The organism is Olivibacter sp. SA151 (assembly GCF_054130995.1).
This window is the reverse complement of the sequence record NZ_CP096391.1, coordinates 5766443-5788525: the sequence shown is the minus strand read 5'-3', so window position 1 is coordinate 5788525 and position 22083 is coordinate 5766443. Positions and strand designations below refer to the sequence as shown.

At 41.2% G+C, this 22083-nt stretch carries 18 protein-coding genes; 11 read left to right on the top strand and 7 right to left on the bottom strand.

Features of this window, described 5'->3' with window-relative positions:
• Positions 1 to 2: 2 nt before the first annotated feature.
• Together M1D52_RS23630 and M1D52_RS23625 are read right to left on the bottom strand one after the other, a co-directional pair.
• Positions 3 to 857 (bottom strand): transglutaminase-like domain-containing protein, encoded by an 855-nt coding sequence (locus M1D52_RS23630; protein WP_013664821.1) that lies wholly within the window; start codon positions 855 to 857, stop codon positions 3 to 5.
• Positions 858 to 1561: 704 nt separating this feature from the next.
• A complete protein-coding gene (locus M1D52_RS23625) occupies positions 1562 to 3058 on the bottom strand; it encodes a catalase (protein ID WP_437393738.1) in 1497 nt (498 codons plus the stop codon).
• Positions 3059 to 3162: 104 nt separating this feature from the next.
• Between M1D52_RS23625 and M1D52_RS23620 the strand changes: the two genes are divergently transcribed.
• Positions 3163 to 4101 (top strand): hydrogen peroxide-inducible genes activator, encoded by a 939-nt coding sequence (locus tag M1D52_RS23620; protein ID WP_013664823.1) that lies wholly within the window; start codon positions 3163 to 3165, stop codon positions 4099 to 4101.
• A 1-nt stretch (position 4102) separates the two neighbouring features.
• Here M1D52_RS23620 and M1D52_RS23615 read toward each other — a convergent pair whose 3' ends face one another.
• The 4 genes from M1D52_RS23615 to porX all read right to left on the bottom strand — a co-directional run bounded on the left by M1D52_RS23615 (position 4103) and on the right by porX (position 8575).
• Positions 4103 to 5065, bottom strand: coding sequence for a YihY/virulence factor BrkB family protein (locus M1D52_RS23615; protein WP_013664824.1), 963 nt, complete (start codon positions 5063 to 5065; stop codon positions 4103 to 4105).
• Positions 5066 to 5093: 28 nt separating this feature from the next.
• Positions 5094 to 6305 carry an alanine dehydrogenase gene (locus M1D52_RS23610; RefSeq protein WP_013664825.1) on the bottom strand — a complete coding sequence of 404 codons (1212 nt, stop codon included), beginning with the start codon at positions 6303 to 6305 and terminating at the stop codon, positions 5094 to 5096.
• A gap of 180 nt (positions 6306 to 6485) precedes the next feature.
• Positions 6486 to 6932: a tRNA (adenosine(37)-N6)-threonylcarbamoyltransferase complex ATPase subunit type 1 TsaE gene (tsaE, locus tag M1D52_RS23605; RefSeq protein WP_437393736.1), complete on the bottom strand. Its 447-nt coding sequence runs from the start codon at positions 6930 to 6932 to the stop codon at positions 6486 to 6488.
• A gap of 92 nt (positions 6933 to 7024) precedes the next feature.
• The gene (porX, locus tag M1D52_RS23600; protein WP_130854498.1) at positions 7025 to 8575 is read right to left on the bottom strand and encodes a T9SS response regulator signal transducer PorX; all 1551 of its coding nucleotides are present in this window, start codon (positions 8573 to 8575) and stop codon (positions 7025 to 7027) included.
• Between the two features lie 236 nt (positions 8576 to 8811).
• On the opposite strand from porX, the gene M1D52_RS23595 reads away from it, so the two are divergent.
• The 7 genes from M1D52_RS23595 to M1D52_RS23565 all read left to right on the top strand — a co-directional run bounded on the left by M1D52_RS23595 (position 8812) and on the right by M1D52_RS23565 (position 15412).
• Positions 8812 to 10038: an HD domain-containing protein gene (locus M1D52_RS23595; protein WP_437366092.1), complete on the top strand. Its 1227-nt coding sequence runs from the start codon at positions 8812 to 8814 to the stop codon at positions 10036 to 10038.
• A 79-nt stretch (positions 10039 to 10117) separates the two neighbouring features.
• Entirely contained in the window at positions 10118 to 11155 is a 1038-nt protein-coding gene (lpxD, locus tag M1D52_RS23590; protein WP_013664829.1) for a UDP-3-O-(3-hydroxymyristoyl)glucosamine N-acyltransferase, read from the top strand.
• 50 nt (positions 11156 to 11205) lie between these two features.
• Complete coding sequence (locus M1D52_RS23585) at positions 11206 to 12618, top strand: bifunctional UDP-3-O-[3-hydroxymyristoyl] N-acetylglucosamine deacetylase/3-hydroxyacyl-ACP dehydratase (protein WP_013664830.1); 1413 nt, start codon at positions 11206 to 11208, stop codon at positions 12616 to 12618.
• A gap of 1 nt (position 12619) precedes the next feature.
• The gene (gene lpxA / locus M1D52_RS23580; protein WP_130854496.1) at positions 12620 to 13414 is read left to right on the top strand and encodes an acyl-ACP--UDP-N-acetylglucosamine O-acyltransferase; all 795 of its coding nucleotides are present in this window, start codon (positions 12620 to 12622) and stop codon (positions 13412 to 13414) included.
• Positions 13415 to 13473: 59 nt separating this feature from the next.
• The gene (locus M1D52_RS23575) at positions 13474 to 14097 is read left to right on the top strand and encodes an ABC transporter ATP-binding protein (RefSeq protein WP_437393734.1); all 624 of its coding nucleotides are present in this window, start codon (positions 13474 to 13476) and stop codon (positions 14095 to 14097) included.
• 81 nt (positions 14098 to 14178) lie between these two features.
• Entirely contained in the window at positions 14179 to 14739 is a 561-nt protein-coding gene (gene efp / locus M1D52_RS23570) for an elongation factor P (protein WP_013664833.1), read from the top strand.
• Between the two features lie 94 nt (positions 14740 to 14833).
• Positions 14834 to 15412 (top strand): 5-formyltetrahydrofolate cyclo-ligase, encoded by a 579-nt coding sequence (locus M1D52_RS23565; RefSeq protein WP_437393733.1) that lies wholly within the window; start codon positions 14834 to 14836, stop codon positions 15410 to 15412.
• A gap of 37 nt (positions 15413 to 15449) precedes the next feature.
• Here the strand turns inward: M1D52_RS23565 and M1D52_RS23560 are convergent, their stop codons facing one another.
• A complete protein-coding gene (locus M1D52_RS23560) occupies positions 15450 to 16244 on the bottom strand; it encodes a S1/P1 nuclease (protein WP_437393732.1) in 795 nt (264 codons plus the stop codon).
• A 134-nt stretch (positions 16245 to 16378) separates the two neighbouring features.
• Here M1D52_RS23560 and M1D52_RS23555 point away from each other — a divergent pair, with 134 nt between their 5' ends.
• From M1D52_RS23555 to M1D52_RS23545, 3 genes are all read left to right on the top strand, one after another.
• A complete protein-coding gene (locus M1D52_RS23555; protein ID WP_013664836.1) occupies positions 16379 to 17359 on the top strand; it encodes a deoxyhypusine synthase family protein in 981 nt (326 codons plus the stop codon).
• Positions 17360 to 17735: 376 nt separating this feature from the next.
• A complete protein-coding gene (locus M1D52_RS23550; protein ID WP_013664837.1) occupies positions 17736 to 19007 on the top strand; it encodes a cytochrome c3 family protein in 1272 nt (423 codons plus the stop codon).
• Between the two features lie 38 nt (positions 19008 to 19045).
• The gene (locus tag M1D52_RS23545) at positions 19046 to 22069 is read left to right on the top strand and encodes a TAT-variant-translocated molybdopterin oxidoreductase (RefSeq protein ID WP_437393730.1); all 3024 of its coding nucleotides are present in this window, start codon (positions 19046 to 19048) and stop codon (positions 22067 to 22069) included.
• Positions 22070 to 22083 lie beyond the last annotated feature (14 nt).

Here is a 22083-nt window from a genome sequence, read left to right as displayed (position 1 = left end):
CTTTACCCGAAAATACTCAATAAACGTTGTATTTCAGCGGCTTTTTCTAAGCTGCCTGCTTGATTATAGGAAGCTAATAGGTTACGCAAGACACGGCTGACGATCGCCAAGTTATCACACGGCAAAAAGAATTGTTCATCATTAGGCAAATTAAGTTGCTTTAAAAACGATAAGACATCATGTCTTCCAAATATCTGGCCTCTATTAAAAGCATTGATATAAAAAAGAACTCCTGCTTCGTCGGCCTTAATTTGTTCGTCCATATAAGCCAATATAAAGTGGCGTGGCAAATTGACACCATAAATTGGGATATCCAAACGCTGCGCTACAATACTATATAGTGCTGCTAATAAAATCGGGTTTCCTCTCCTCGTTTCCAGCACTTTACCGATGTACGAATTTTGCGGATCGTGGTAATTTTTGGTATTACCTTTGAAGCCATGCATATTGTAAAATACGTTATTTAGTAAACGTACTTTCTCCACAGCGCTCATGTTATACATCATTTCCAACCAAGCATCGCGCTTAATTTCTTCTACTTGATTGATGATGGTTTGATCTTCCAGATCGGGATATTGATATTTATTGACAATAATCAAGCCCTGCAATAAATCAAACCCCCCGCCCATATACCAAAGTTCCAATTCATTAAAAACCTGTTCAAACTGAATTTTATGGATTAGGTTCTCTATCCTCGACTGAAGAAAAGAATCAAATGATTTTTCCCAAGCAGCTTCCAACGGAGCAATAACCGCTGTCCCTAGTGTTAACAACTTCTCCTCCACGTGCCGAAATACCTCTTCATCCGGATCGTCTAATAGATGTATCAAGGAATTTATCTCTTTGTCATTAAGCATATACAAAGATAAAAATAAGTTGTGATTTGTGTGTTATGAGTTGCTTTTCTACCGAGGTTACCACACTCGTATTCAATAGGATGTTTAAATTAAAAGAACGATTATTTTTGTCACTTTTTTCCGCAAAAAGTAACCAAAAACTCATCACTTGGAACTTTGCTACAACGGTAGTGCCTCAACGTGCAAACCGCAAATTTCCTAGGTGATATTTTAGCAGAACGTTGGGCTTTTACTTTTAACCGGACGTATTATTTCTTCAGCCCTAAATATAGCCCTGTGCGCTGGAAGATCGGCCTTGGAGGATACCGACGCAACGAGCCGCAAAGCATTTGCATGTCTGTTCATACGGCAATATCCAAGCGGATTGAGGAAGTGAAACGGCTCCAATACGCGCCAGCGATGCTTTGCCATCGGTTGCAAGGTAGCCTACACACGCCTTGACTTTTTATTCACTTGCGTCTTTTTTAAGGCGTTCATGAGCTCGAAGCAAAGCTTCTCGGTTTGGGTTCTTTTTGTGTTAAGACAAAAAGAACACGATAAATTTGACTAAGAAAAACCTTCTTTTTAAATGCACTTAACCTTCCTGTCACCATTGCTTTTTAGACGAATCCTATAAAGGCGTTTAAAAACCTTATGGTACCTGAAATATAGGTTTACGTTATCAGGAGAGAGGACCTGTCTCTCCCCTGAATGGTTGGTTTTGTTTATTGAGCTTGTGGCATATGTTGACTGAGTGATTCCATACTTAGCCCCAATCCCTGCGCAATGGCCATGCCGAGCTGCACATCGGCTCTAAACCAGTGACACAGCTGTCGGTTAATAATGAGCTCCTTCTTGGAGCCGGTGATACCCTTCATTGAGGTCACGATATTATGAATGGTGTTCCGTTTGGCTTCCGGTGTCATCAATCTGAAAAGATTTCCAGGTTGCGTATAGTGATCATCCTCGCCCGGCGCGTTGCGGTTATACCAATCGGCAATATCGCTTTCTAAATTCCATGCAGGCTGTTTGTAGCTTTCATCTTCATAGATGCTATCAAAGCTGTTGGGGAAATAGTTTGGCGTGGAGCCTCCATTTCCGTCTACGCGCATATAGCCATCCCGTTGATAATTGGCTACCATAAAAGGGCACCTGTTTACCGGAATTTGCTCATAATTTACACCTAATCGATAACGATGGGCATCCGGATAAGACAAAATCCGCCCCTGCAACATCTTGTCGGGCGAATAGCTAATACCGTCAATAACATGTGCCGGTGCGAAGGCCGCCTGTTCTACTTCGGCAAAATAATTGGATGGATTTTCATTCAGTTCTAAAACGCCCACTTCTTGTAAAGGATACTCTCTCTGAGGCCAAATTTTGGTTAAGTCAAAGGGATTCCAGCGAAAGGCCTTCGCCTGTTCCTCCGTCATTATCTGTATATATAGTTTCCAGCGAGGGAAATCGCCGCGTTCAATCGCTTCAAATAAATCGCGCTGTGCAAAATCAGGGTCTTCTCCCCGCATGCGCATCGCTTCTTCATTGGTGAAATTTTTAATGCCCTGTTCCGTTTTGAAATGGAACTTGGTCCATACACGCTCATTATTGCTATTGATGAAAGAGAATGTGTGACTGCTAAAACCGTGCATGTGACGATATCCTACAGGTGTGCCTCGGTCTGACATCAGTATAAGCACCTGATGCAGACTCTCTGGGTTTAACGACCAGAAATCCCACAACATCGTTGCGCTTTTCATATTGGTTTGCGGATCACGCTTCTGTGTATGGATAAAGTCGCTAAATTTTTTTGGATCTTTTACAAAGAAAACCGGTGTATTATTGCCGACGAGATCCCAATTGCCGTCTTCCGTATAGAACTTAACGGCAAAGCCGCGTGGATCTCTTTCTGTATCAGCTGAACCTTTTTCCCCTCCAACCGTTGAAAAGCGTAAAAACAAACGCGTTTTTTTGCCTATCTCATTAAAAATTTTAGCTTTTGTGTAGGTGGTGATGTCCTGGGTTACGGTAAATGTGCCATAAGCACCCGAACCTTTAGCGTGCACCACGCGTTCGGGAATTCGTTCGCGATTAAAATGGGCCATTTTTTCATGCAGGTGAAAATCCTGCAATAATATAGGGCCGCGTGGCCCAACGGTCATCGAGTCTTCATTGTTAGTGACGGGAATACCCGAGGCGGTTGTTAGCTTCTTTTTCTCTTCCATGTGTAAAATTGTTTAGTATGATTCCTCTGTCGACCAAAGGTAGTGCTTCGGTATGAACATCTTACATCGAATTTTGCTATGTTTGTATAATCAAAATTTATATTATGACGCTTGTTCAATTAGAATATATTATAGCTGTTGATACATATAGAAGTTTTGTGGCCGCTGCAGATAAGTGTTTTGTAACGCAGCCTACATTGAGTATGCAGATTCAAAAATTAGAAGAATCTTTAGGTGTTCGGATTTTTGATAGGACCCGGCAGCCTATTGTGCCTACCGAAATCGGAGAAGAAATCATCCGACAAGCGAGAGTGGCGGTTTTAGAGAGCCAGAAAATTAAAGAGATTGTCGCTTATAAGAAAGGCGAGGTGGAAGGTGAATTAAAAATCGGTGTGATTCCGACGGTTGCCCCGTATCTATTACCAAAGGTATTAGGCAATTTCATGGAGAAATATCCGAAATTGCATTTGCATGTATGGGAGTATACAACAGAAAAGATAGTCAGGGAGTTAAAAACAGGGGTATTAGATTGCGGTATTTTGTCGACACCGATCCACGAGCCCAATTTGCAGGAACACCCCTTGTTCTATGAAACGTTTGTTGCTTATATAGCTAAAGAAAGCAGTTTGTCAAAGAAAAAAGCCGTTACTGCAAGTGATATATTGAATGAAAAACTTTGGTTATTGAACGAAGGGCACTGTATGCGGAATCAGGTACTGAATATCTGCAATAGGAGGAAAACGATGAACCCGGACGATTCCTTCGAATATAACACCGGCAGTGTAGAAACCCTAAAACGGATGGTGGATACGAATGCGGGCGTAACGATTATGCCTGAATTGAGTATTGCTGAGTTTTCTGTAAAGGAACTCGATCAGGTGCGTTATTTTAAATCGCCCGAACCGGTTCGCGAAATTAGTTTAATCACGCAACAGAACTACCTAAAGAAAAGAGCCATTGAAGCTTTGAAAAGTGAAATTCTACAGATTCTACCGAAGCGTTTTAGAAATAAGAAGAAAAAGGAGGTGATGGATATTGGTTAAATCAATGCTTGAAACTATTACCTGTTATCTCCTGCTGATTGATGCGAACGGCAATGGAGGAGGGTTTGATACCGTCTCCGAACATCTCTGCATTTTTCTCCGTAAACTCAGCGCCGAAAAATAGAATGGAGGATGTGTAGTTTATCCAAAGCAAGATAATTACTATGGAACCGGCGGCACCATATCCGGATGCAGGTGCCGCATGCTGCATATACAAGCCTATCGCCCACTTGCCGATCATAAATAAGATGGCGGTGAAGAAAGCACCCGACCGTACGTCTTTCCACTTGATTTTTACGTCTGGAAGGAATTTAAAAATACAGCCAAAAAGAACGGATAAAACAATAAACGTGATAAGGGTATTGGCAAGATATAAGGCGATGTTGGTCGTTTCGTCGAAAAGGTCTAAACCAAAAACCTGAAAATCGGGAAGATACTTGATGAGCGTAGTGCTAATAACAGAAATGACAACATTCAAGAGTAAAGAAACAACTAACAAAAAGCCCAAAATAAGCACAATGGAAAAAGACAGTGCACGATCAACAAGTAGTTTTACCCAACCTCTTTTTGGTTTGGGCTTCACATTAAAGATCATGTTGAGCGAATCCTGCATTTCTACAAAAACTTTTGTCGATGCGTAAATTAACGTTCCGACACCAATAATGGTTGCAATAATGGATCCTTTTCCGACCGATAAGCCTTTTATAAGTGATTGTATAAGTGCGGCGGCATCAGCCCCGACATATTCGTTTATTTGCTGAAAGATTCTTCCCTGTTGTGCATCATCACCCAAAACAAAGCTAACAACAGCCAATATAATGATCAGGAGAGGAGCCAACGCAAATATGGTATAGTAAGATAATGCTGCACTCATTTTCGATACTTTGTCGTCACCGAAGCCAATGACCGTTGCCTTAAGTAGAGTGAAAGCGTCTTTATAAAACTGTTTTCTTAAAACCTTCATATATGCCTTGATTTAACACCTAAAGTGATCATCGATGGGATACAATCAGTAGTTCGAGATCTTTCGGGGTTAAATTAAATTTATTGGCTATATCTTTATTCGTTAACTGTCCTTGGTAAAGATAAATGGCATTTCGAATACCCGGTTTGTTCCAGATAACTTTCAATAGCCCGCCCTGTTCCCCAATATCCAACAAAATCGGTGCGAAAATGTTTGTCAGCGCATAGGTGGCTGTTCTGGCAACACGAGATGCTATATTGGGAACACAGTAATGAATAACATCATACTTTCTGAAAACAGGGGAATCGTGATTGGTTATATGAGAAGTCTCGAAACAACCGCCTTGGTCAATACTGACATCAACCAGCACAGAGTTGGGTTTCATTTTAGAAACGGTTTCTTCGGTAATAATACACGGACTTCTGCCATTGGTGGCGCGCATCGCACCTATTACGATGTCACAGGATAGGACCGCTTTTTGGAGTACAATGGGTTGAATAACCGAGGTGAATACTTTATTCCCTAGATTGTTTTGTAAGCGCCGAAGACGATATAATGAACTGTCAAAGACTTTTACCTGTGCACCTAAGGCGAGTGCGGCACGGGTCGCATACTCTCCAACCGTTCCGGCACCGATAATGACTATTTCAGTAGGAGGAACGCCGGTAATCCCCCCCAGCATCAGGCCCTTGCCTTGGAACACGTTACTTAAATATTCGCCGGCAATTAGAATAGAGGTAGCGCCTACAATTTCGCTCATTGCACGTACAACCGTTAACCGGTTATCCTCGTCCCGCAAATACTCATAAGATAGCGCCGTAACCTTCTTCTTCATCATGGCTTTTAAATGCTCAAAGCCCAATAAAGAGGGTTGTTGGCTGGAAAACAGGACCTGGCCGGTTTTCATTAAATCAATTTCTTCCAAGGTGGGAGCCCCAATCTTGACGATAATGTCGCAGGTGTAAATGCGTTCCTTTTCATGAACAATGATAGCGCCCTGCTCGCTGTAGTGATGATCCAGAAAGTTGGCACCGTTTCCTGCGCCGGACTCTAACATAATTTGATGACCATTCTCTACAAGTAAAGCAACAGACAAAGGGGTAAGCGCAATACGGTTCTCCTGAAAGCTCACTTCCTTAGGGATTCCGATTAATAAACTGTTCTTCTTTTTGCCGGTTTCTAGCATGGCCTCCTGTGGCTGCATCATCGCTTGACGCGCCAAGTTAGATAATTCTGTCATACAGAGCTCAATTACACAAAAAATCGGGTTAATTTACGAAAAAGTATCTACAGTTCGTTCATATTTTATAATTGCGTCTGCCATTCGGATGCAAAACTTGCTCGATTTTGATCGAAAGTATTTTAATCGGTACACAGAAAAAAAGATAAATAGCAGGATAAATGAAGAAATGGGAGCATGCTAATAAAGTTCAGACAAATGGGAAGATGGAATCCCTTTTTGTATCCTAATTTTACGTTCATTTTTTTCTCCGAGCTCAATTGTAACACTCACTACCTCTTCGGGTAGGAGATTAGGGATTTTTTCAGGCCATTCAATAAAACAATAGTTTCCTGAGAAGAAGTATTCCTCATAACCCAGATCTAAAGCTTCCTGTTCCTCTTTCAACCGGTAAAAATCAAAATGATAAACGTTTCCGTGAGGACTATGATACTCGTTAACGATTGAAAAAGTTGGACTGGCTGCTTGGTCGGTAACCTGTAGTTGCTTGCAAAGCTCTTTAATAAGTGTGGTTTTTCCTGCTCCCATTGGAGCGAAAAACAAAACTACCCGATCATCGGCTACAAAAAGAAGTATTTTTTTTGCCACATCAGGTAGTTCGCTTATGTCGTTAACGGTAAGAATCATGAAGCAAACTTAGAGAAACCGGCATGGATATGCAACGTGCTTTCTAAAGTCTTTTCGTAATACTCACCGGTGAAACCGATTACGATCCTTCATCATTTCGGTGTATACGTAATATACGGAATGATCATCTCTTCAAGAGAAATACCACCGTGTTGAAAAGTTTCGTTGAAGTAATTGACAAACTGGTTATAGTTGTTAGGATAAACGAAATAGGTGTCTTCCTTGGCAAATATAAAACTTGAACTTACGTGAAGTTTCGGCAATTTTGCTTCATGTGGGTTCTTGATGTGTAGTACATCCTTATCAATAAAGTTTAGATTTTTACCCTGTTTGTAACGAAGATTACTATTCGTGTTCCGATCGCCGATTACCTTACTTGCATGTTTTACACGAATCGTACCATGGTCAGTCGTAAGAATGACACGTACATTTTTTTGTGCGAGCCATTTTAGGGTATCTAAAAGTGGTGAATGTTTGAACCATGACAGCGTGAGCGAGCGATAGGCTGCTTCATCGCTGGCAAGCTCCCGGATCATGGCCATGTCAGTCCGGGCATGGGACAGCATATCGACGAAATTATAAACCAGCACATTAAGGTCATTTCCCATCAAATTGGATAGATTGTCCGTGATGTCTCTTCCCTGTTCCAGTGTAAGAATTTTATGGTAGCTGAATTTGCATTCTTTCCGAAACGTATTTTTTATTTGTGCCGCTAAAAACTCTTCCTCGTGTAGATTTTTGCCCCCCTCGTCTTCATCGTTTTGCCAAATATGCGGAAAGTTCTTCTCCATATCAAGCGGCATCATCCCGCTGAAAATAGCATTCCGGGCATATTGGGTCGCCGTAGGCAAAATACTGTAATAAGTCTCCTCCGCATCCATACGATAGTAATTGCCGATGATTTCATGTATCACTTTCCATTGATCATATCGTAAATTGTCTATTAAAAAGAAAAAGGTAGGCTTGTTATCCAGTACCGGGAATACTTTTTTCTTAAATAGTTGAGGTGACGAAACCGGCCCGCTCTCCGGATCTTTGACCCAATGCAGGTAATTCTTTTCAACAAATTTCGAAAACTGGGCATTGGCTTCCGCCTTTTGCATGGTCAAGATTTCGTGCATGCCTTCATCTTCCAATTTTTCGAGTGAAAGCTCCCAATAAACTAATTTTTTATAAACATCAACCCATTCATTAAAGTCCAGATTATCATTCAGGGTCATGCCAAGCGTTCTAAACTCCTGTTGGTAAGCCATTGATGTTCTTTCGCTTACTAAGCGTTTATTCTCAGTGAACTTTTTGATGGTCAATAGAACTTGTTTCGGATTTACCGGTTTAATTAGGTAATCATCGATTTGCGAACCTATTGCATCTTCCATCAGAAACTCTTCTTCATTCTTCGTGATCATTACCATGGGGACGGTCGGATTAATGCCCTTTAAAATCCCTAAGGTTTCCAGACCTGTAAGTCCCGGCATATTTTCATCCAAGAATACTAAATCATAAAAGGAATTTTTGAAAGCTTCAACGGCATCATGTCCATTGGTGACTGTTTTTACACCATATCCCTTTTCATTGAGCAGCATAATGTGAGGCTTTAATAAATCGATCTCATCATCTGCCCATAGTATATTTGTTTCTTGCATCGTTACGTTATAAGTTTTACGTTCTAAGTCCTAAGTCCTAAGTCCTAAGTCCTATGTCCTATCTCAATATAGAATCACGAACTTACGCAATTGTTTGGAGCCTTTCCGCTTTTTTAACAAAAATTAACAGCGACGTAAATAAATTCAATTTAGATTTGATTTCGATGTAGAAAGAGAAGCTGCATCATGGACATTTCATTAAAAAATAGCACCTTTGTGCTTAAATTTTTTGGCTTTTGAATAAGAAAAAAATTATTAATGATCCTGTTTATGGTTTTGTTTCCATACCATCAGATTTGATATTTGATCTGATACAGCATCGTTATTTTCAACGCCTTCGGTATATTAAACAGGTAAGCCTAACACATTTAGTTTACCCAGGGGCACTGCATACGCGTTTTCAACACGCACTCGGTGCTATGCATCTGATGGGCTTAGCTTTAGAGACCCTGAAAGGTAAAGATATCGATATAACAGCGGAGGAAGAAGAGGCCGCCATTATAGCCATATTACTACATGACATAGGTCATGGACCATTTTCGCACTCGTTGGAACACACCTTGGTGCAGGGAGTATCACATGAGCATATTTCGTCGTTAATAATGAATGAAATGAACCGGAAATTCAATGGTAGCTTGTCTATGGCGATTGATATCTTTAAAAACAAATATCCAAAGCGATTTTTGCATCAATTAGTGTCGAGTCAGCTTGATACGGACCGAATGGACTATCTCAACAGAGACAGCTTTTTTACCGGTGTTTCCGAAGGGGTGATCAGCTTTGATCGGATTATTAAAATGCTGAACGTTGCTAATAACGGCTTGGTGATTGAACAAAAGGGAATTTATTCGGTTGAGAAATTTTTAATTGCCCGTAGACTAATGTACTGGCAAGTATACCTGCATAAAACGGTATTAAGTGCTGAACAGATGTTGATTAAAATCTTACAGCGTGCAAAGGAGCTTACCGATAAAGGAAACAACGTATTTGCAACAGAGGCGTTGAAACATTTTATTGATAACAGAGTCACAAAGGAGGATTTTTTACAAGATCGCACCCATCTCGAATTTTTTACCATGCTGGATGATACAGACATTTTGGCAACTGTGAAAATGGGGGTAAAGCATGAGGATACTGTCTTATCTAAGTTGTGTGAGCAATTTATGACAAGGAGGCTCTATCATGTCGAATTAAGTAATTTTATGCCTACCAAGGAACGAATAGAAGCATTACGTCGTGCAGCTATGAACCTGTTCAAGGTTGGGGAGGATGAAGTGCATTATTTCGTATTCACGCAGTCGGTAGAAAACAGTGCTTACGATGCCGGTGAGGGAAATATTAACATTTTGATGAAGGATGGTACCATCCAAGATATTACGACAGCCTCCGATTTATCGAACTTGGAAGTGCTGGCAAAAAAGGTCAAGAAATTTATGATTGCTTACCCAAAAGAATTGCGGTAGTTGTCAGAAGTTCGCAAAGTATTGATATACAAAGGAATTTAAAATTTGTTCATAAAAATTTAACACATAAATTTGCGCGATGCAATTTACTGCCAAACAAATTAGCGAAATCATTGATGGTTCTATAGAGGGAAACGAAGATGTTGTGGTATCGAGGGTTGAAAAAATCGAAGAAGCTAGCCAAGGGGGGCTTACTTTTTTAGCTAACCCTAAATATGAAAACTACCTTTACACGACAGAAGCATCCATTGTTATTGTCAATAATGACTTAACGGTTGAGGAGCCGATAAGTGCCACGCTTATTCGAGTGAAGAATGCCTATACGGCAATTACCTTGCTATTAGAGCAATATAATAAATTCCGTTTTCATAAAACGGGAGTAGAAACGCCCTCCTATATCCATCCCTCCGCTAAGCTAGGGGAGGATGTATATGTAGGGGCTTTTTCTTATATCGGAGACAATGTTGTACTAGAAGATAATGTAAGCATTTATCCGCAGGTGTACATTGGCGATAATGTTAAGATAGGCGCGGGGAGTATTTTATTCCCCGGTGTAAAAATATATCACGATTGTGTTTTAGGAAAAAATGTGGTGATCCATTCAGGCACTGTTATAGGAAGCGATGGTTTTGGCTTCGCTCCACAAGAGGATGGTACCTATCGTAAAATAAGTCAAATCGGAAACGTTGTTATAGAAGATGATGTTGAAATCGGCTCTAATTCCACAATCGATCGTGCAACGATGGGACATACAATCATTCGAAAAGGTGTAAAACTGGATAATTTAATTCAGTTGGCGCATAATGTGGAGGTTGGAGAAAATTCAGTTATAGCTGCTCAAACAGGTATCTCAGGAAGTACAAAAATCGGTAAGAATGTAGTTTTAGGAGGACAAGTAGGTGCCGTAGGACATATCACGATAGCTGATGGTACACAAGTGCAGGCGCAATCCGGTATCAACCGTTCTATAGATACCCCCGGGTTGAAATGGGCGGGAACACCGGCAAGTCAGTTCCAGAATCAGATGCGAGCACAAGTAGTATTGCAGCGATTACCGGATTTGGAACGCCGCTTGGATCAAATTGAAAAACTAATTAAAAAACTTGACGAAGAATAAATGAGTACTAGCGGCGACAGCGTATGCTAGCCTTAAATTATTAGGAAGAGATGAACGTTAAACAAAGAACACTTAATTCAGAAATTACGATTTCAGGGGTTGGCCTCCACACTGGTAAACATGCTACATTAGTTTTTAAGCCGGCACCTGTAAATCATGGATATAAATTTAAACGAATAGATTTAGAAGGTCAGCCCATCATCGATGCTGACGTGGATAACGTTTCAGACACTTCGAGAGGAACCACGATTACACAAAACGGCGCAAGCGTAAGCACAGTAGAACACTTACTGGCATCCTTAGTAGGAATGGAGATTGATAATGTGCTGATAGAAATTGATGGCCCTGAAGTTCCGATTATGGATGGGAGTGCTTTAATTTACGTAGAAGCCATTGAGAAGGCAGGGTATAAAGATCAGGAAGCAGATCGGGAATATTACGAAATACCTCATAATATACATTATACCGAAGCTGATAGAAAAGTAGAGATGGTTGCGATGCCTTTAGATGGGTATCGATTTACCTGTATGATTGATTACAATTCACCCGTATTGGGAAGTCAACACTCTGCTATTACTAGCATCAGCGAATTTAAAAAGGAAATTGCCTCGTCCAGAACGTTTTGTTTCTTGCATGAATTAGAAATGTTGCTTGAACATAATCTGATTAAAGGAGGTGATTTAAATAACGCGATTGTAGTAGTCGATAAAGATGTGAGTAAAGATGAGCTGAAGCATTTAGCGAAACTCTTTAATCGGGAAGATATCGATGTGGCAAGGGAAGGTATCCTGAATAATATTAAGCTTCGCCATCAGAATGAGCCGGCACGGCATAAGTTGTTGGATATGATTGGCGATTTGGCCTTAGTAGGGCGGCCGTTGAAGGGACATATCATGGCTGCACGTCCCGGGCATGCTGCCAATGTGGCATTTGCCAAAAAGATCAAAGCGCAGATTAGTAGGGAAAAGAACAAGAAGTATGTGCGGGTTTACGATCCGAATATGACCCCCGTTTATGATACGGCGCAGATTATGAAGATTTTACCCCATAGGCAGCCGATGCTGATGGTGGATAAGATTCTGGAACTTACAAAAACTCATGTGGTGGGTTTGAAGAATGTGACAATGAATGAAGACATCTTCATGGGGCATTTTCCAAATGAGCCGCTATTCCCCGGAGTTCTTCAAATTGAGGCCATGGCACAAACAGGAGGCATATTGGTGTTAAATACCGTACCCGACCCGGAGAATTATATCACCTTATTTTTGAAAATTGAGAACGCTCGGTTTAAAGCACAGGTGAAGCCGGGAGATACTATTATTTTTCACTGTAGTTTATTGCAACCGATAAGAAGGGGTATCGCGCAAATGAAAGGTGTTGGCATGGTTGGCGAAAAGATTGTGGTAGAAGCAGAATTGATGGCACAGATAGTTAAGATAAAAGAAGAAATTAAAGAGCAATAAGATGATCCAACCATTGGCATATATACATCCGCAAGCCAAAATCGCGGAAAATGTAGTGATCGAACCTTTTGTAACTATTCATAAAAACGTAGAAATAGGCGAAGGAACATGGATAGGCTCGAATGTTGTTATCATGGATGGCGCGCGTATCGGGAAAAATTGTCGTATTTTCCCTGGGGCGGTAATAAGTGGCATCCCGCAGGATCTCAAATTTGCGGGTGAAGACACTACCGCTGAAATTGGTGATAATACCACCATCCGCGAATGTGTGACCATTAATAGAGGCACAAAAGATAGATGGCGTACGGTAGTTGGAAATAATTGCCTTATCCAAGCATATAGTCATATCGCCCACGATTGTTTTGTTGGTAATAATTGTATTTTTTCAAATAGCAGCACGTTAGCGGGGCATATTACAGTTGGCGATTATGTGGTGTTGGCGGGCATGGTTGCTGTTCATCAGTTTTGCCATATTGGGTCTCATGCGTTTGTTGCAGGAGGTTCTTTGGTTCGTAAAGATGTTCCGCCCTTTGTTAAAGCAGCGAGAGAGCCACTTTCTTATGTGGGGATTAATTCTGTCGGCTTAAGGCGCAGGGGCTTTTCATCTGAGCAAATCAACGAAATCCAAGATATCTATCGTACCATGTTTGTGAAAAACAACAATTTAACGAAAGCCTTGGATATCATTGAAACGGAATGCCAACCAACGGAGATTCGCGACGAGATCCTGGACTTTGTGCGAAGCTCTAATCGCGGAATTATGAAAGGCTTTGGCCAAGGAAAGGTTGCGCTGTAAGATTTTAACCTAAGCAGCATTAAGCTGCTTATGGTGTTTTACTGCTGGAGGATTAGCACTTGGATATCATACTCGAAAATATCGGTCGGCGTTTCAATCGAGAGTGGATTTTTAAATCGATCAATTACCATTTTTTGCATGGAAATAGTTATGCGATTTTAGGCCCTAACGGGTCCGGTAAATCAACCTTACTTCAGGTGTTGATCGGTAGTCTTACAGCATCCGAAGGCACCATTCGATACCTCGATGAAGATCAGAAACTGGATGCGGATATGTTTTTTTCCTCGAGTGCTTTAGCGGCGCCCTACCAAGAGCTGATCGAAGAGTTTACGCTACGTGAATTAATCGATTTTCACTTTTCTTTTAAACGAATGGAAGAAGGCCTGAACGCACAATTGCTAGTTGAATTATTGGATCTCGAACGCGCTGCGGACAAAGAACTACGCTACTTTTCGTCCGGAATGAGACAGCGCACGAAATTGGCCTTGGCTTGCTGTTCGCAAACCCCTGCCTTATTTTTAGATGAACCCACATCCAATTTGGATACACAGGGGATCGCTTGGTATCTTAATCTGATTGAGCGATTCGCCAAGAACAAATTGCTGATTATTTGTTCCAATCAAGAACATGAATATAGCTTTTGTCAGCATCAAATTCATATTGAGCAGTATAAAAACTACTAGGCGACTAAATTTTTGGGAATCCAAATTTTAAGGTTACCTTTGCACCACCGAAAAAATGTTTTTACATAATAACTTATAGATATGGCTAAAGCTTCTGATGTCAAGACGGGCAATATATTGCGTTTTAACGGCGAATTGGTATCTGTAGATGAGTATATTCATAGAACTCCGGGAAACCTACGTGCTTTTTATCAAGCGAAGATGCGCAACGTTAGAACGGGTAAGTTGGTGGAGTATCGCTTCCGTACCGATGAGGAGGTTGAGATTGCGCGTGTTGAGACGAACGATTATCAATACCTTTATGATGAAGGAGACTTTTTCGTTGTAATGGATAATGTCTCTTTTGAGCAATATAATATCCCCAAATCGCTTTTTGGTGATTCGGCACGGTTCTTGAAAGAGGGTATGAATGTATTGGTGGCCTTTGAAAGTGAGGAACCGATTATGGCTCAAACACCTACTACGGTAGAGCTTGAGATTACTTATACGGAACCTGCTGTGAAAGGCGATACCTCTACAAACGCCCTGAAAAGCGCTACCGTGGAAACGGGCGTTGAAATTCGTGTTCCCTTGTTCATCAACCAGGGTGATAAAGTTAAGGTTGATACCAGAACCGGGGATTATATCGAACGGGTGAAATAATTTGATTAAGTTTTTAGGTTTAGGTTGATTAGGCGGTCTTTGAGAGCTCTTCTCTAAGGCCGTTTTTTATTTGTCTTTTAATATAGCAGACGGAATGTATACAAAACAAGCTAGCAGATTGCGGTTTAAGTTTATGCGCGATCAATTGTCGGATACGCAGTACCATCAGCTCAATGCAAGTTTGCTGAGAAACTTTCAGTCCTTGCCAATGGACGGAATTGCGTACCTCCATACCTTTCTGCCTATATTGGAAAAAAGAGAGCCTAATACATTTCTCCTCATTGACTACATAAAGGTGAATTATCCCAATACAAAAATTGTGGTGCCAAAAAGCGATTTGCAGAAGAACATAATGACCCATTACGTGTTGGGCGAACAAGCATTAATGAAAAACAAGTGGGGCATCGTAGAGCCCGGAGGATCGACCAACCAAGTAGCGGTAGGATTGATAGATGCTGTGCTCTTACCTTTGCTAAGTTTTGACATGGAGGGGAACCGGGTAGGTTATGGCAAGGGCTATTATGATCGCTTTTTAAGCGAATGCCGTCCGGATATTCGCAAAATTGGTTTGTCGCTATTTGATCCCGTTGATAAGATTATTGATTGTGAAGCACATGACATTCCTTTGGATAGCTGCGTAACACCTGAAAAAATATGGGTTTTTTCTAAATAGGCGGCAGAGCTAAATGCGAATACTTAACACCTAAGTGCTAACCAAACAAATCGTTAAGTATTTTAGCCAGTCGGATTCCACCCTTTAGTAGTTGTTGATTCAGCGTGTTGATATGATCGAAGTTATAGCGATAGCTGAGCTTCTCTTCAGGTTGGACATCTTTATACAAAGATTCACTAATCTGGTAAGATTCATACAGCCAGTTTTCCAATGAGCTGTTCTGCCACATAGCGCGCTGTTCCTTTGTGCTGAAATTAATCGATTGGGTATATTCCGTAAAACTTAGCTGCTGAAAATCTATCAATTGCTCATCCCAAATTCGATGGAGATTCGTGGGGATATTGAACCAATAGAGTTTGATCTTATTACCTCCTAGATCTTCAAAGCGGCCCGTATGCATCGGTTGATGGATGTCGCCCACAATATGTATAATAAGACGAAGGTACATTACCTGAGTGGCTTTATCTAAAGAATGTCGATTTTTAAGCTGCTGAATCAACATAAGGAGCTTGTTGTAAGCATTAGCGGTCGTGTCGCTATGTAGTTGTTGGCTTAGCTGTTCGTAAGTCAGGCCGCTTTTAAAATTTACATAATGCCAACTGCCTAAATAATTGTAGGCTGGGTCAGATTTTATAAAGTCGGGCCAATTCGCAGCCATTGCTAAAGATTCATTACCCAGAATTTCCTGAATATTTTTTCTTGCCCGCTTGCTTAAATGTTGATCGGCAAGCGCACCTACCACACGATGACCGGTAAGCCCCCAAGCGAAGGCAGAATGGTAAGAAAAAAGAAACAGGATAACTATGACATAGAGTATGGCAACTTTCTTCATAGTGCAAAGTTAGTCAAAAGCCATCAGCCATTAGCTATCCGTTTGCTGTTTTATTTCCGTTTTATTGGTTGATATCCGATCGCTGATCTCCATAAAAATCCTATCTTTGTCAACTAAAACAAAACACATATATCATGAGTGTTGAAAGAGGTCCAATATCACAATTTATAGAGAAAAATTACCTGCATTTTAATGCCGCATCGTTGGTAGATGCTGCCAAAGGCTATGAAGCCCATTTGGATGCGGGGGGCAAAATGATGATTACGTTGGCAGGAGCAATGAGTACGGCCGAACTGGGAATTTCCCTAGCCGAAATGATCCGTCAAGATAAGGTTTCCATTATTAGCTGTACCGGGGCTAACCTAGAAGAAGATATCATGAATCTGGTAGCACACTCTCATTATAAAAGAGTGCCTCATTACCGAGATTTGAGTCCACAAGACGAATGGGATCTATTAGAAAATCACTATAACCGCGTAACAGACACCTGTATTCCGGAGGAAGAAGCTTTCAGGAGATTACAGCAACATATCCACAAAATATGGAAGGATGCTGAACAGGCGGGAGAACGTTATTTCCCGCACGAGTATATGTACAAAATGCTGAAAAGCGGTGTGTTAGAACAATATTACGAAATCGATCCAAAGAACTCGTGGATGTTGGCTGCCGCAGAAAAGAATCTTCCGATTGTGGTACCTGGATGGGAAGACAGCACGATGGGAAATATCTTCGCTTCCTATGTGATTAAAGGCGAGTTGAAAGCTTCCACCATGAAAAGCGGAATTGAATATATGGCTTACCTGGCAGATTGGTACGTAAAAAATAGTGATGGTAAAGGCATTGGCTTTTTTCAGATTGGGGGAGGTATAGCGGGCGACTTTCCGATTTGTGTTGTGCCCATGCTTTATCAAGACATGGAAATGGAGAATATTCCGTTCTGGAGTTATTTCTGTCAGATATCAGATTCAACTACATCTTATGGCTCTTACTCAGGCGCGGTACCCAATGAAAAAATTACATGGGGAAAGCTAGGGATAGAAACACCTAAATTCATTGTTGAATCAGATGCCACCATCGTTGCACCATTAATTTTTGCCTGGATATTAAAACAGTAATATTTTATAAGGAGCTCTTGAGCTCCTTTCTTGTTTTTCAGCCCGTAGGATGTCATCCTGCAACCTAAATTTCGACCATGGCCGGAGCTTATAGCCGCTTTCTTAAATAGAGTAATAATATTTTTTTAATATTTCAAATTCCCTTCCCGTATTTTTTCGGATGATTTTTGACGGGCCTTTAAAAAAGGGCTTAGAAAACTAAATAGAGGCGATTTAAAACAATTTAGAATCATTATAAATTGATAATTAAAGTCACGAAATTGTCACTGATATCTTAATTAGTTATACTTTTGTGCTCAGGTTTTAAAGAGGTATGCCCAGTGCATCTTTGAATCTGTTAGGTTACATTCATATAAAATAGTATAAAGCTCTCAATATGAGAAACATCTCGTTACTTTTTAGAAGTGTTGTAAAGTCCTTGATCTTAGTTTCAGTACTAAGTATGGCAGCTGTGTCTGCCCGTGCGCAGGACGTTAAAGAAGGGGCGTCTCTGTTTAAACAGAAATGTACCTCGTGTCACGCCATCGATAAGGATCTGGTTGGCCCTGCATTGAAAGATGTAAGCAAAAGACATGAGGAAGAATGGTTGATTAAGTGGATTAGAAATTCACAGGCTTTAGTTGCTGCGGGAGACGAACAAGCGGTTGCGCTTTTTGAAGGGCACAACAAGGTCGTGATGACTCCTTTCCCTGATTTGTCCGATGACAATATCAAAAACATATTAGCCTACATCGACGATGCTTCACAGGCTCCTGCCGGTGGAGATGGTAAAACTGCGGGAGGTGATGCTGCAGCTGCCAAGAGCGATGACGTGAGTGATTTTATGCTGTACGGATTGATTGCGGTAATTGTAATCGCGTTCATTGTGATTGTTGTGCTGAACCGTGTTATCAAAACTTTGGAACGAATCATTCTTAACAAAAAGGTGCTTATTGAGGAAGAAGAGGAAGAAACAGAAGGTAAAGACTACTTAGGGACCCTTAAAAAGTTAGCTAAGAATAAAAAATTGGTTTTCTTCTTTGTACTTGGCTTGGTAGCTTTCCTTGGTTCGGCAGGTTGGAAAACATTGTGGAATGTCGGTGTTCACCAAGGTTATAAACCGGTTCAACCGATTAAGTTCTCTCACCAATTGCATGCGGGCGTTAATCAGATCGAATGCCAATACTGCCATTCGGGCGCATTTAAATCAAAAAATGCTTCCATTCCTTCTGCGAACGTTTGTATGAACTGCCATAAATACGTTACAGCCAGTGAGAAGTATAATGGAGAAACTTCACCTGAAATCCAAAAAATCTACAATGCATTGGATTGGGATGGTCAAAAGTATGGACCTAATCAACGTCCAATTCAATGGGTTAGAATCCATAACTTGCCCGACTTCGCTTACTTTAATCACTCGCAACACGTTTCAGTTGCAGGAATCGAATGTCAGCGTTGTCATGGACCGATTGAGACCATGGAAGAAGTTTATCAATACTCTCCTTTAACCATGAAATGGTGTGTGAATTGCCACCGTGAAACAGAAGTTAATCACAAGGACAATGCATACTACGATCAGCTGATCGCTGCTCATGAGAAACTAAAAGAGGGCGACAAGATTACAGCTGCATCACTTGGTGGCCTTGAATGTGGTAAATGTCATTATTAATAAATTGAGAATACGCATCTTTAATATATATAGCTTAAATGGATAGCAACAAGAAATATTGGAAAGGCTTAGAAGAACTGGAACAAACACCTGCTTTTGTAAAAAACAGCAAAGGTGAGTTCGCAGAATCCCTTCCTATAGAGAACGTATTAAACGAGGCCGGTTTAAGTACAAAAACACCTCGTCGCGACTTTTTGAAAGCGTTAGGTTTTGGATTGGGAGCAGTTTCGCTAGCGGCTTGCCAAAGCACCCCGGTACATAAATCTATACCCTATTTAATAAAACCGGAGGAAGTGACTCCGGGTATTCCAAATTATTACGCGTCTAGTTACAATGGTCAGAGTATCTTGGTTAAAACGAGAGAGGGTAGACCTATATTGATCGAACCGAATCCTAAATCAATCGGTGTAAATCGGGGAACTGATGCAGCAACGCAGGCATCCGTTTTAGACCTTTATGATATGTCCAAGTTGAAAGGACCGAAGATCAAAGGTAATGAAGCGGATTGGGAGTCGGTTGACGCACAAGTTAAAGCAGCCTTAAATGCAGCTAACAGCGCCGGTAAACAAATACGAATCATCTCGTCTTCCATCAATAGCCCTTCAGCATTAGCTGCAATAGCAGGTTTCATCGCCAAATACCCAACTGCTAAGCTGGTTGAGGTAGATGCCGTGTCCTATGCGGGTATTATAAAAGCAAATCAAGCAAGTTTCGGTAAGGCCTCTATTCCTCACTATCGTTTTGATAAGGCGGATGTGATCGTGAGTGTGGGTGCGGATTTCTTAGGAACTTGGTTAGCGGGAGAAGAGCATACACAACAATATGCCGATAATCGCGGATATAAGTCGCTTGAAAACAAAAAAATGTCGCGTCATATTCAATTCGAAAGTGGATTAAGTATGACTGGCGCAAATGCAGATGCGCGCGTTGCGGTTAAGCCTTCCGAGGAAGCTGCGGTGCTTGTCTCATTGTATAACGCAATTACAGGAGCTTCTTTAGCAGGAGGTCTTTCGGCTAATGAAAAGGCACAGAAGGTAGTTGGTCTTGTATCAAAAGAACTTCTGAATGCAAAAGGCAGATCGGTGGTGGTAGCAGGAAGTAATGACGTTGCTTTGCAAACACTTGCCAATGCCATCAATGCAGCCTTAAACAATTACGGAAGCACGATCGATTTAGATAATGTATCTTATCAGTATAAAGGAAATGATTCTGACTTTACAACTTTCTTGAATGAAGCTGCTGCCGGTCAAGTAGACGTAGCCTTTTTCTTAAATGTGAATCCAGCATACGATTATTTTGACCGCGAAAAAGTCAAAGGCGCTTTAGCCAAAGTTAAGCTCAAAGTATCTTTTGCTGATCGTGAGGATGAAACGGCGGAATTGGTAGATATTTTAGCGCCTAATCATAACTATTTAGAGTCTTGGGGAGATAGTAACGCAAGAGAAGGGTACTTTACAGTCGTTCAACCTACAATCAATCCGGTATTTAATACCCGTCAAGCCGAGCAAAGCTTACTTATATGGTCAGACAATGCGCTTGCTTACCATGATTTTGTAAAAGAAAACTGGGAAAAGAATATACTAGCCGGCACCGGTAAAACCTGGGAAAATGTGCTGCAAGCTGGCTTTGAATATAAAGGCGACAAACCCGCGCAAGCTTATAGCTTTGCAGGAGATGTAAACGCAGCTGCTGCGGCTGCAGTGAGCGCTAGCAAAGCCTTGGCTAAAGATGTGGAAGTACAATTATATCAAAGTGTGGCCATAAGAGATGGTAAACAGGGAAATAACGCGTACTTGCACGAGTTACCGGATCCTATTTCAAAGGTGACTTGGGACAACTACGTCGCCATTGCGCCTAAATTTGCAGAGAGCTTAGGGCTTGGCGAGAATAGCGTAGTAAAGGTTACAGGAGAGAACGGCTATTCAGTGGAACTGCCGGTGCTGTTGCAACCGGGACAAGCTCAAGGTACAGTGTCTATTGCTATTGGATACGGTAGAACGAAGGCTGGTAAAGCAGGGAACGAGGTTGGACAAAATGCGTATCCATTTGCTAAGTTCGTGAATGGTACACTCCAATTTAATACAACCGCTAAGTTAGAAAAGGTTTCAAGAACCTATGAATTAGCACAAACACAAACACACCATACCATTGAAGGACGCAATGTAATCAGGGAAACTACTTTTAAAGATTACGTGAAGGACCCTGCGCACGGAAGTGGTAATCACGGCGAAAAGCATAAGACTTACGACTTGTGGGATAAGTTTGAGTCGCCGGGGCATAAATGGGTTATGGCGATCGACCTGAATGCTTGTACGGGATGTGGTGCCTGTGTGGTGGCTTGTAATGTGGAAAACAATGTGCCGGTTGTCGGACGGGATGAAGTACGTCGCCGCCGCGAAATGCACTGGTTAAGAATTGACCGCTATTATAGCTTCGAGCATGATGGCGAACAAGTAACAGAGGAAAAGGAATTAGACAGACTAAGCAGAGAAAATGCTAATCTGGATAATGTATCGGTTGTTTTCCAACCCATGCTGTGCCAACATTGCGATCATGCCCCTTGCGAAACCGTGTGTCCGGTATTGGCTACCGTTCACTCTTCAGAAGGCTTGAACCATATGGCTTATAACAGATGTTTTGGTACACGTTACTGTGCGAACAACTGTCCATATAAAGTACGTCGTTTTAACTGGTTCAACTATTGGAATGATTCGCGCTTTGATAATTACCTGAACAATGAGTTCACTCAATTAGTGTTGAACCCGGATGTTACCTCTAGATCACGTGGTGTGATGGAAAAATGTACCATGTGTTTACAACGCATCCAAGGTGGAAAATTGAAAGCGAAATTGGAAAAACGTAAGTTGAGAGACGGTGATATAAATACGGCTTGCGCAGCAGCATGTTCTGCTAATGCCATTATCTTCGGCGATATCAATGATCCTAATTCAGAGGTATCAAAGGCGTTGAGAAATGAGCGTGTTTATTATGTACTGGAAGAAATTAACGTACAACCTAACATTGGTTATATGACTAAAGTTAGAAATACTTTTGAAGCTTAATCGGTTTAATTGAT

Bases quoted from the DNA above. Each gene is read 5' to 3' on its own strand.
- M1D52_RS23630 (WP_013664821.1), bottom strand. From the start codon at position 857: ATGCTTAATGACAAAGAGATAAATTCCTTGATACATCTATTAGACGAT.
- M1D52_RS23625 (WP_437393738.1), bottom strand. From the start codon at position 3,058: ATGGAAGAGAAAAAGAAGCTAACAACCGCCTCGGGTATTCCCGTCACT.
- M1D52_RS23620 (WP_013664823.1), top strand. From the start codon at position 3,163: ATGACGCTTGTTCAATTAGAATATATTATAGCTGTTGATACATATAGA.
- M1D52_RS23615 (WP_013664824.1), bottom strand. From the start codon at position 5,065: ATGAAGGTTTTAAGAAAACAGTTTTATAAAGACGCTTTCACTCTACTT.
- M1D52_RS23610 (WP_013664825.1), bottom strand. From the start codon at position 6,305: ATGACAGAATTATCTAACTTGGCGCGTCAAGCGATGATGCAGCCACAG.
- tsaE (WP_437393736.1), bottom strand. From the start codon at position 6,932: ATGATTCTTACCGTTAACGACATAAGCGAACTACCTGATGTGGCAAAA.
- porX (WP_130854498.1), bottom strand. From the start codon at position 8,575: ATGCAAGAAACAAATATACTATGGGCAGATGATGAGATCGATTTATTA.
- lpxD (WP_013664829.1), top strand. From the start codon at position 10,118: ATGCAATTTACTGCCAAACAAATTAGCGAAATCATTGATGGTTCTATA.
- M1D52_RS23585 (WP_013664830.1), top strand. From the start codon at position 11,206: ATGAACGTTAAACAAAGAACACTTAATTCAGAAATTACGATTTCAGGG.
- lpxA (WP_130854496.1), top strand. From the start codon at position 12,620: ATGATCCAACCATTGGCATATATACATCCGCAAGCCAAAATCGCGGAA.
- efp (WP_013664833.1), top strand. From the start codon at position 14,179: ATGGCTAAAGCTTCTGATGTCAAGACGGGCAATATATTGCGTTTTAAC.
- M1D52_RS23565 (WP_437393733.1), top strand. From the start codon at position 14,834: ATGTATACAAAACAAGCTAGCAGATTGCGGTTTAAGTTTATGCGCGAT.
- M1D52_RS23560 (WP_437393732.1), bottom strand. From the start codon at position 16,244: ATGAAGAAAGTTGCCATACTCTATGTCATAGTTATCCTGTTTCTTTTT.
- M1D52_RS23555 (WP_013664836.1), top strand. From the start codon at position 16,379: ATGAGTGTTGAAAGAGGTCCAATATCACAATTTATAGAGAAAAATTAC.
- M1D52_RS23550 (WP_013664837.1), top strand. From the start codon at position 17,736: ATGAGAAACATCTCGTTACTTTTTAGAAGTGTTGTAAAGTCCTTGATC.
- M1D52_RS23545 (WP_437393730.1), top strand. From the start codon at position 19,046: ATGGATAGCAACAAGAAATATTGGAAAGGCTTAGAAGAACTGGAACAA.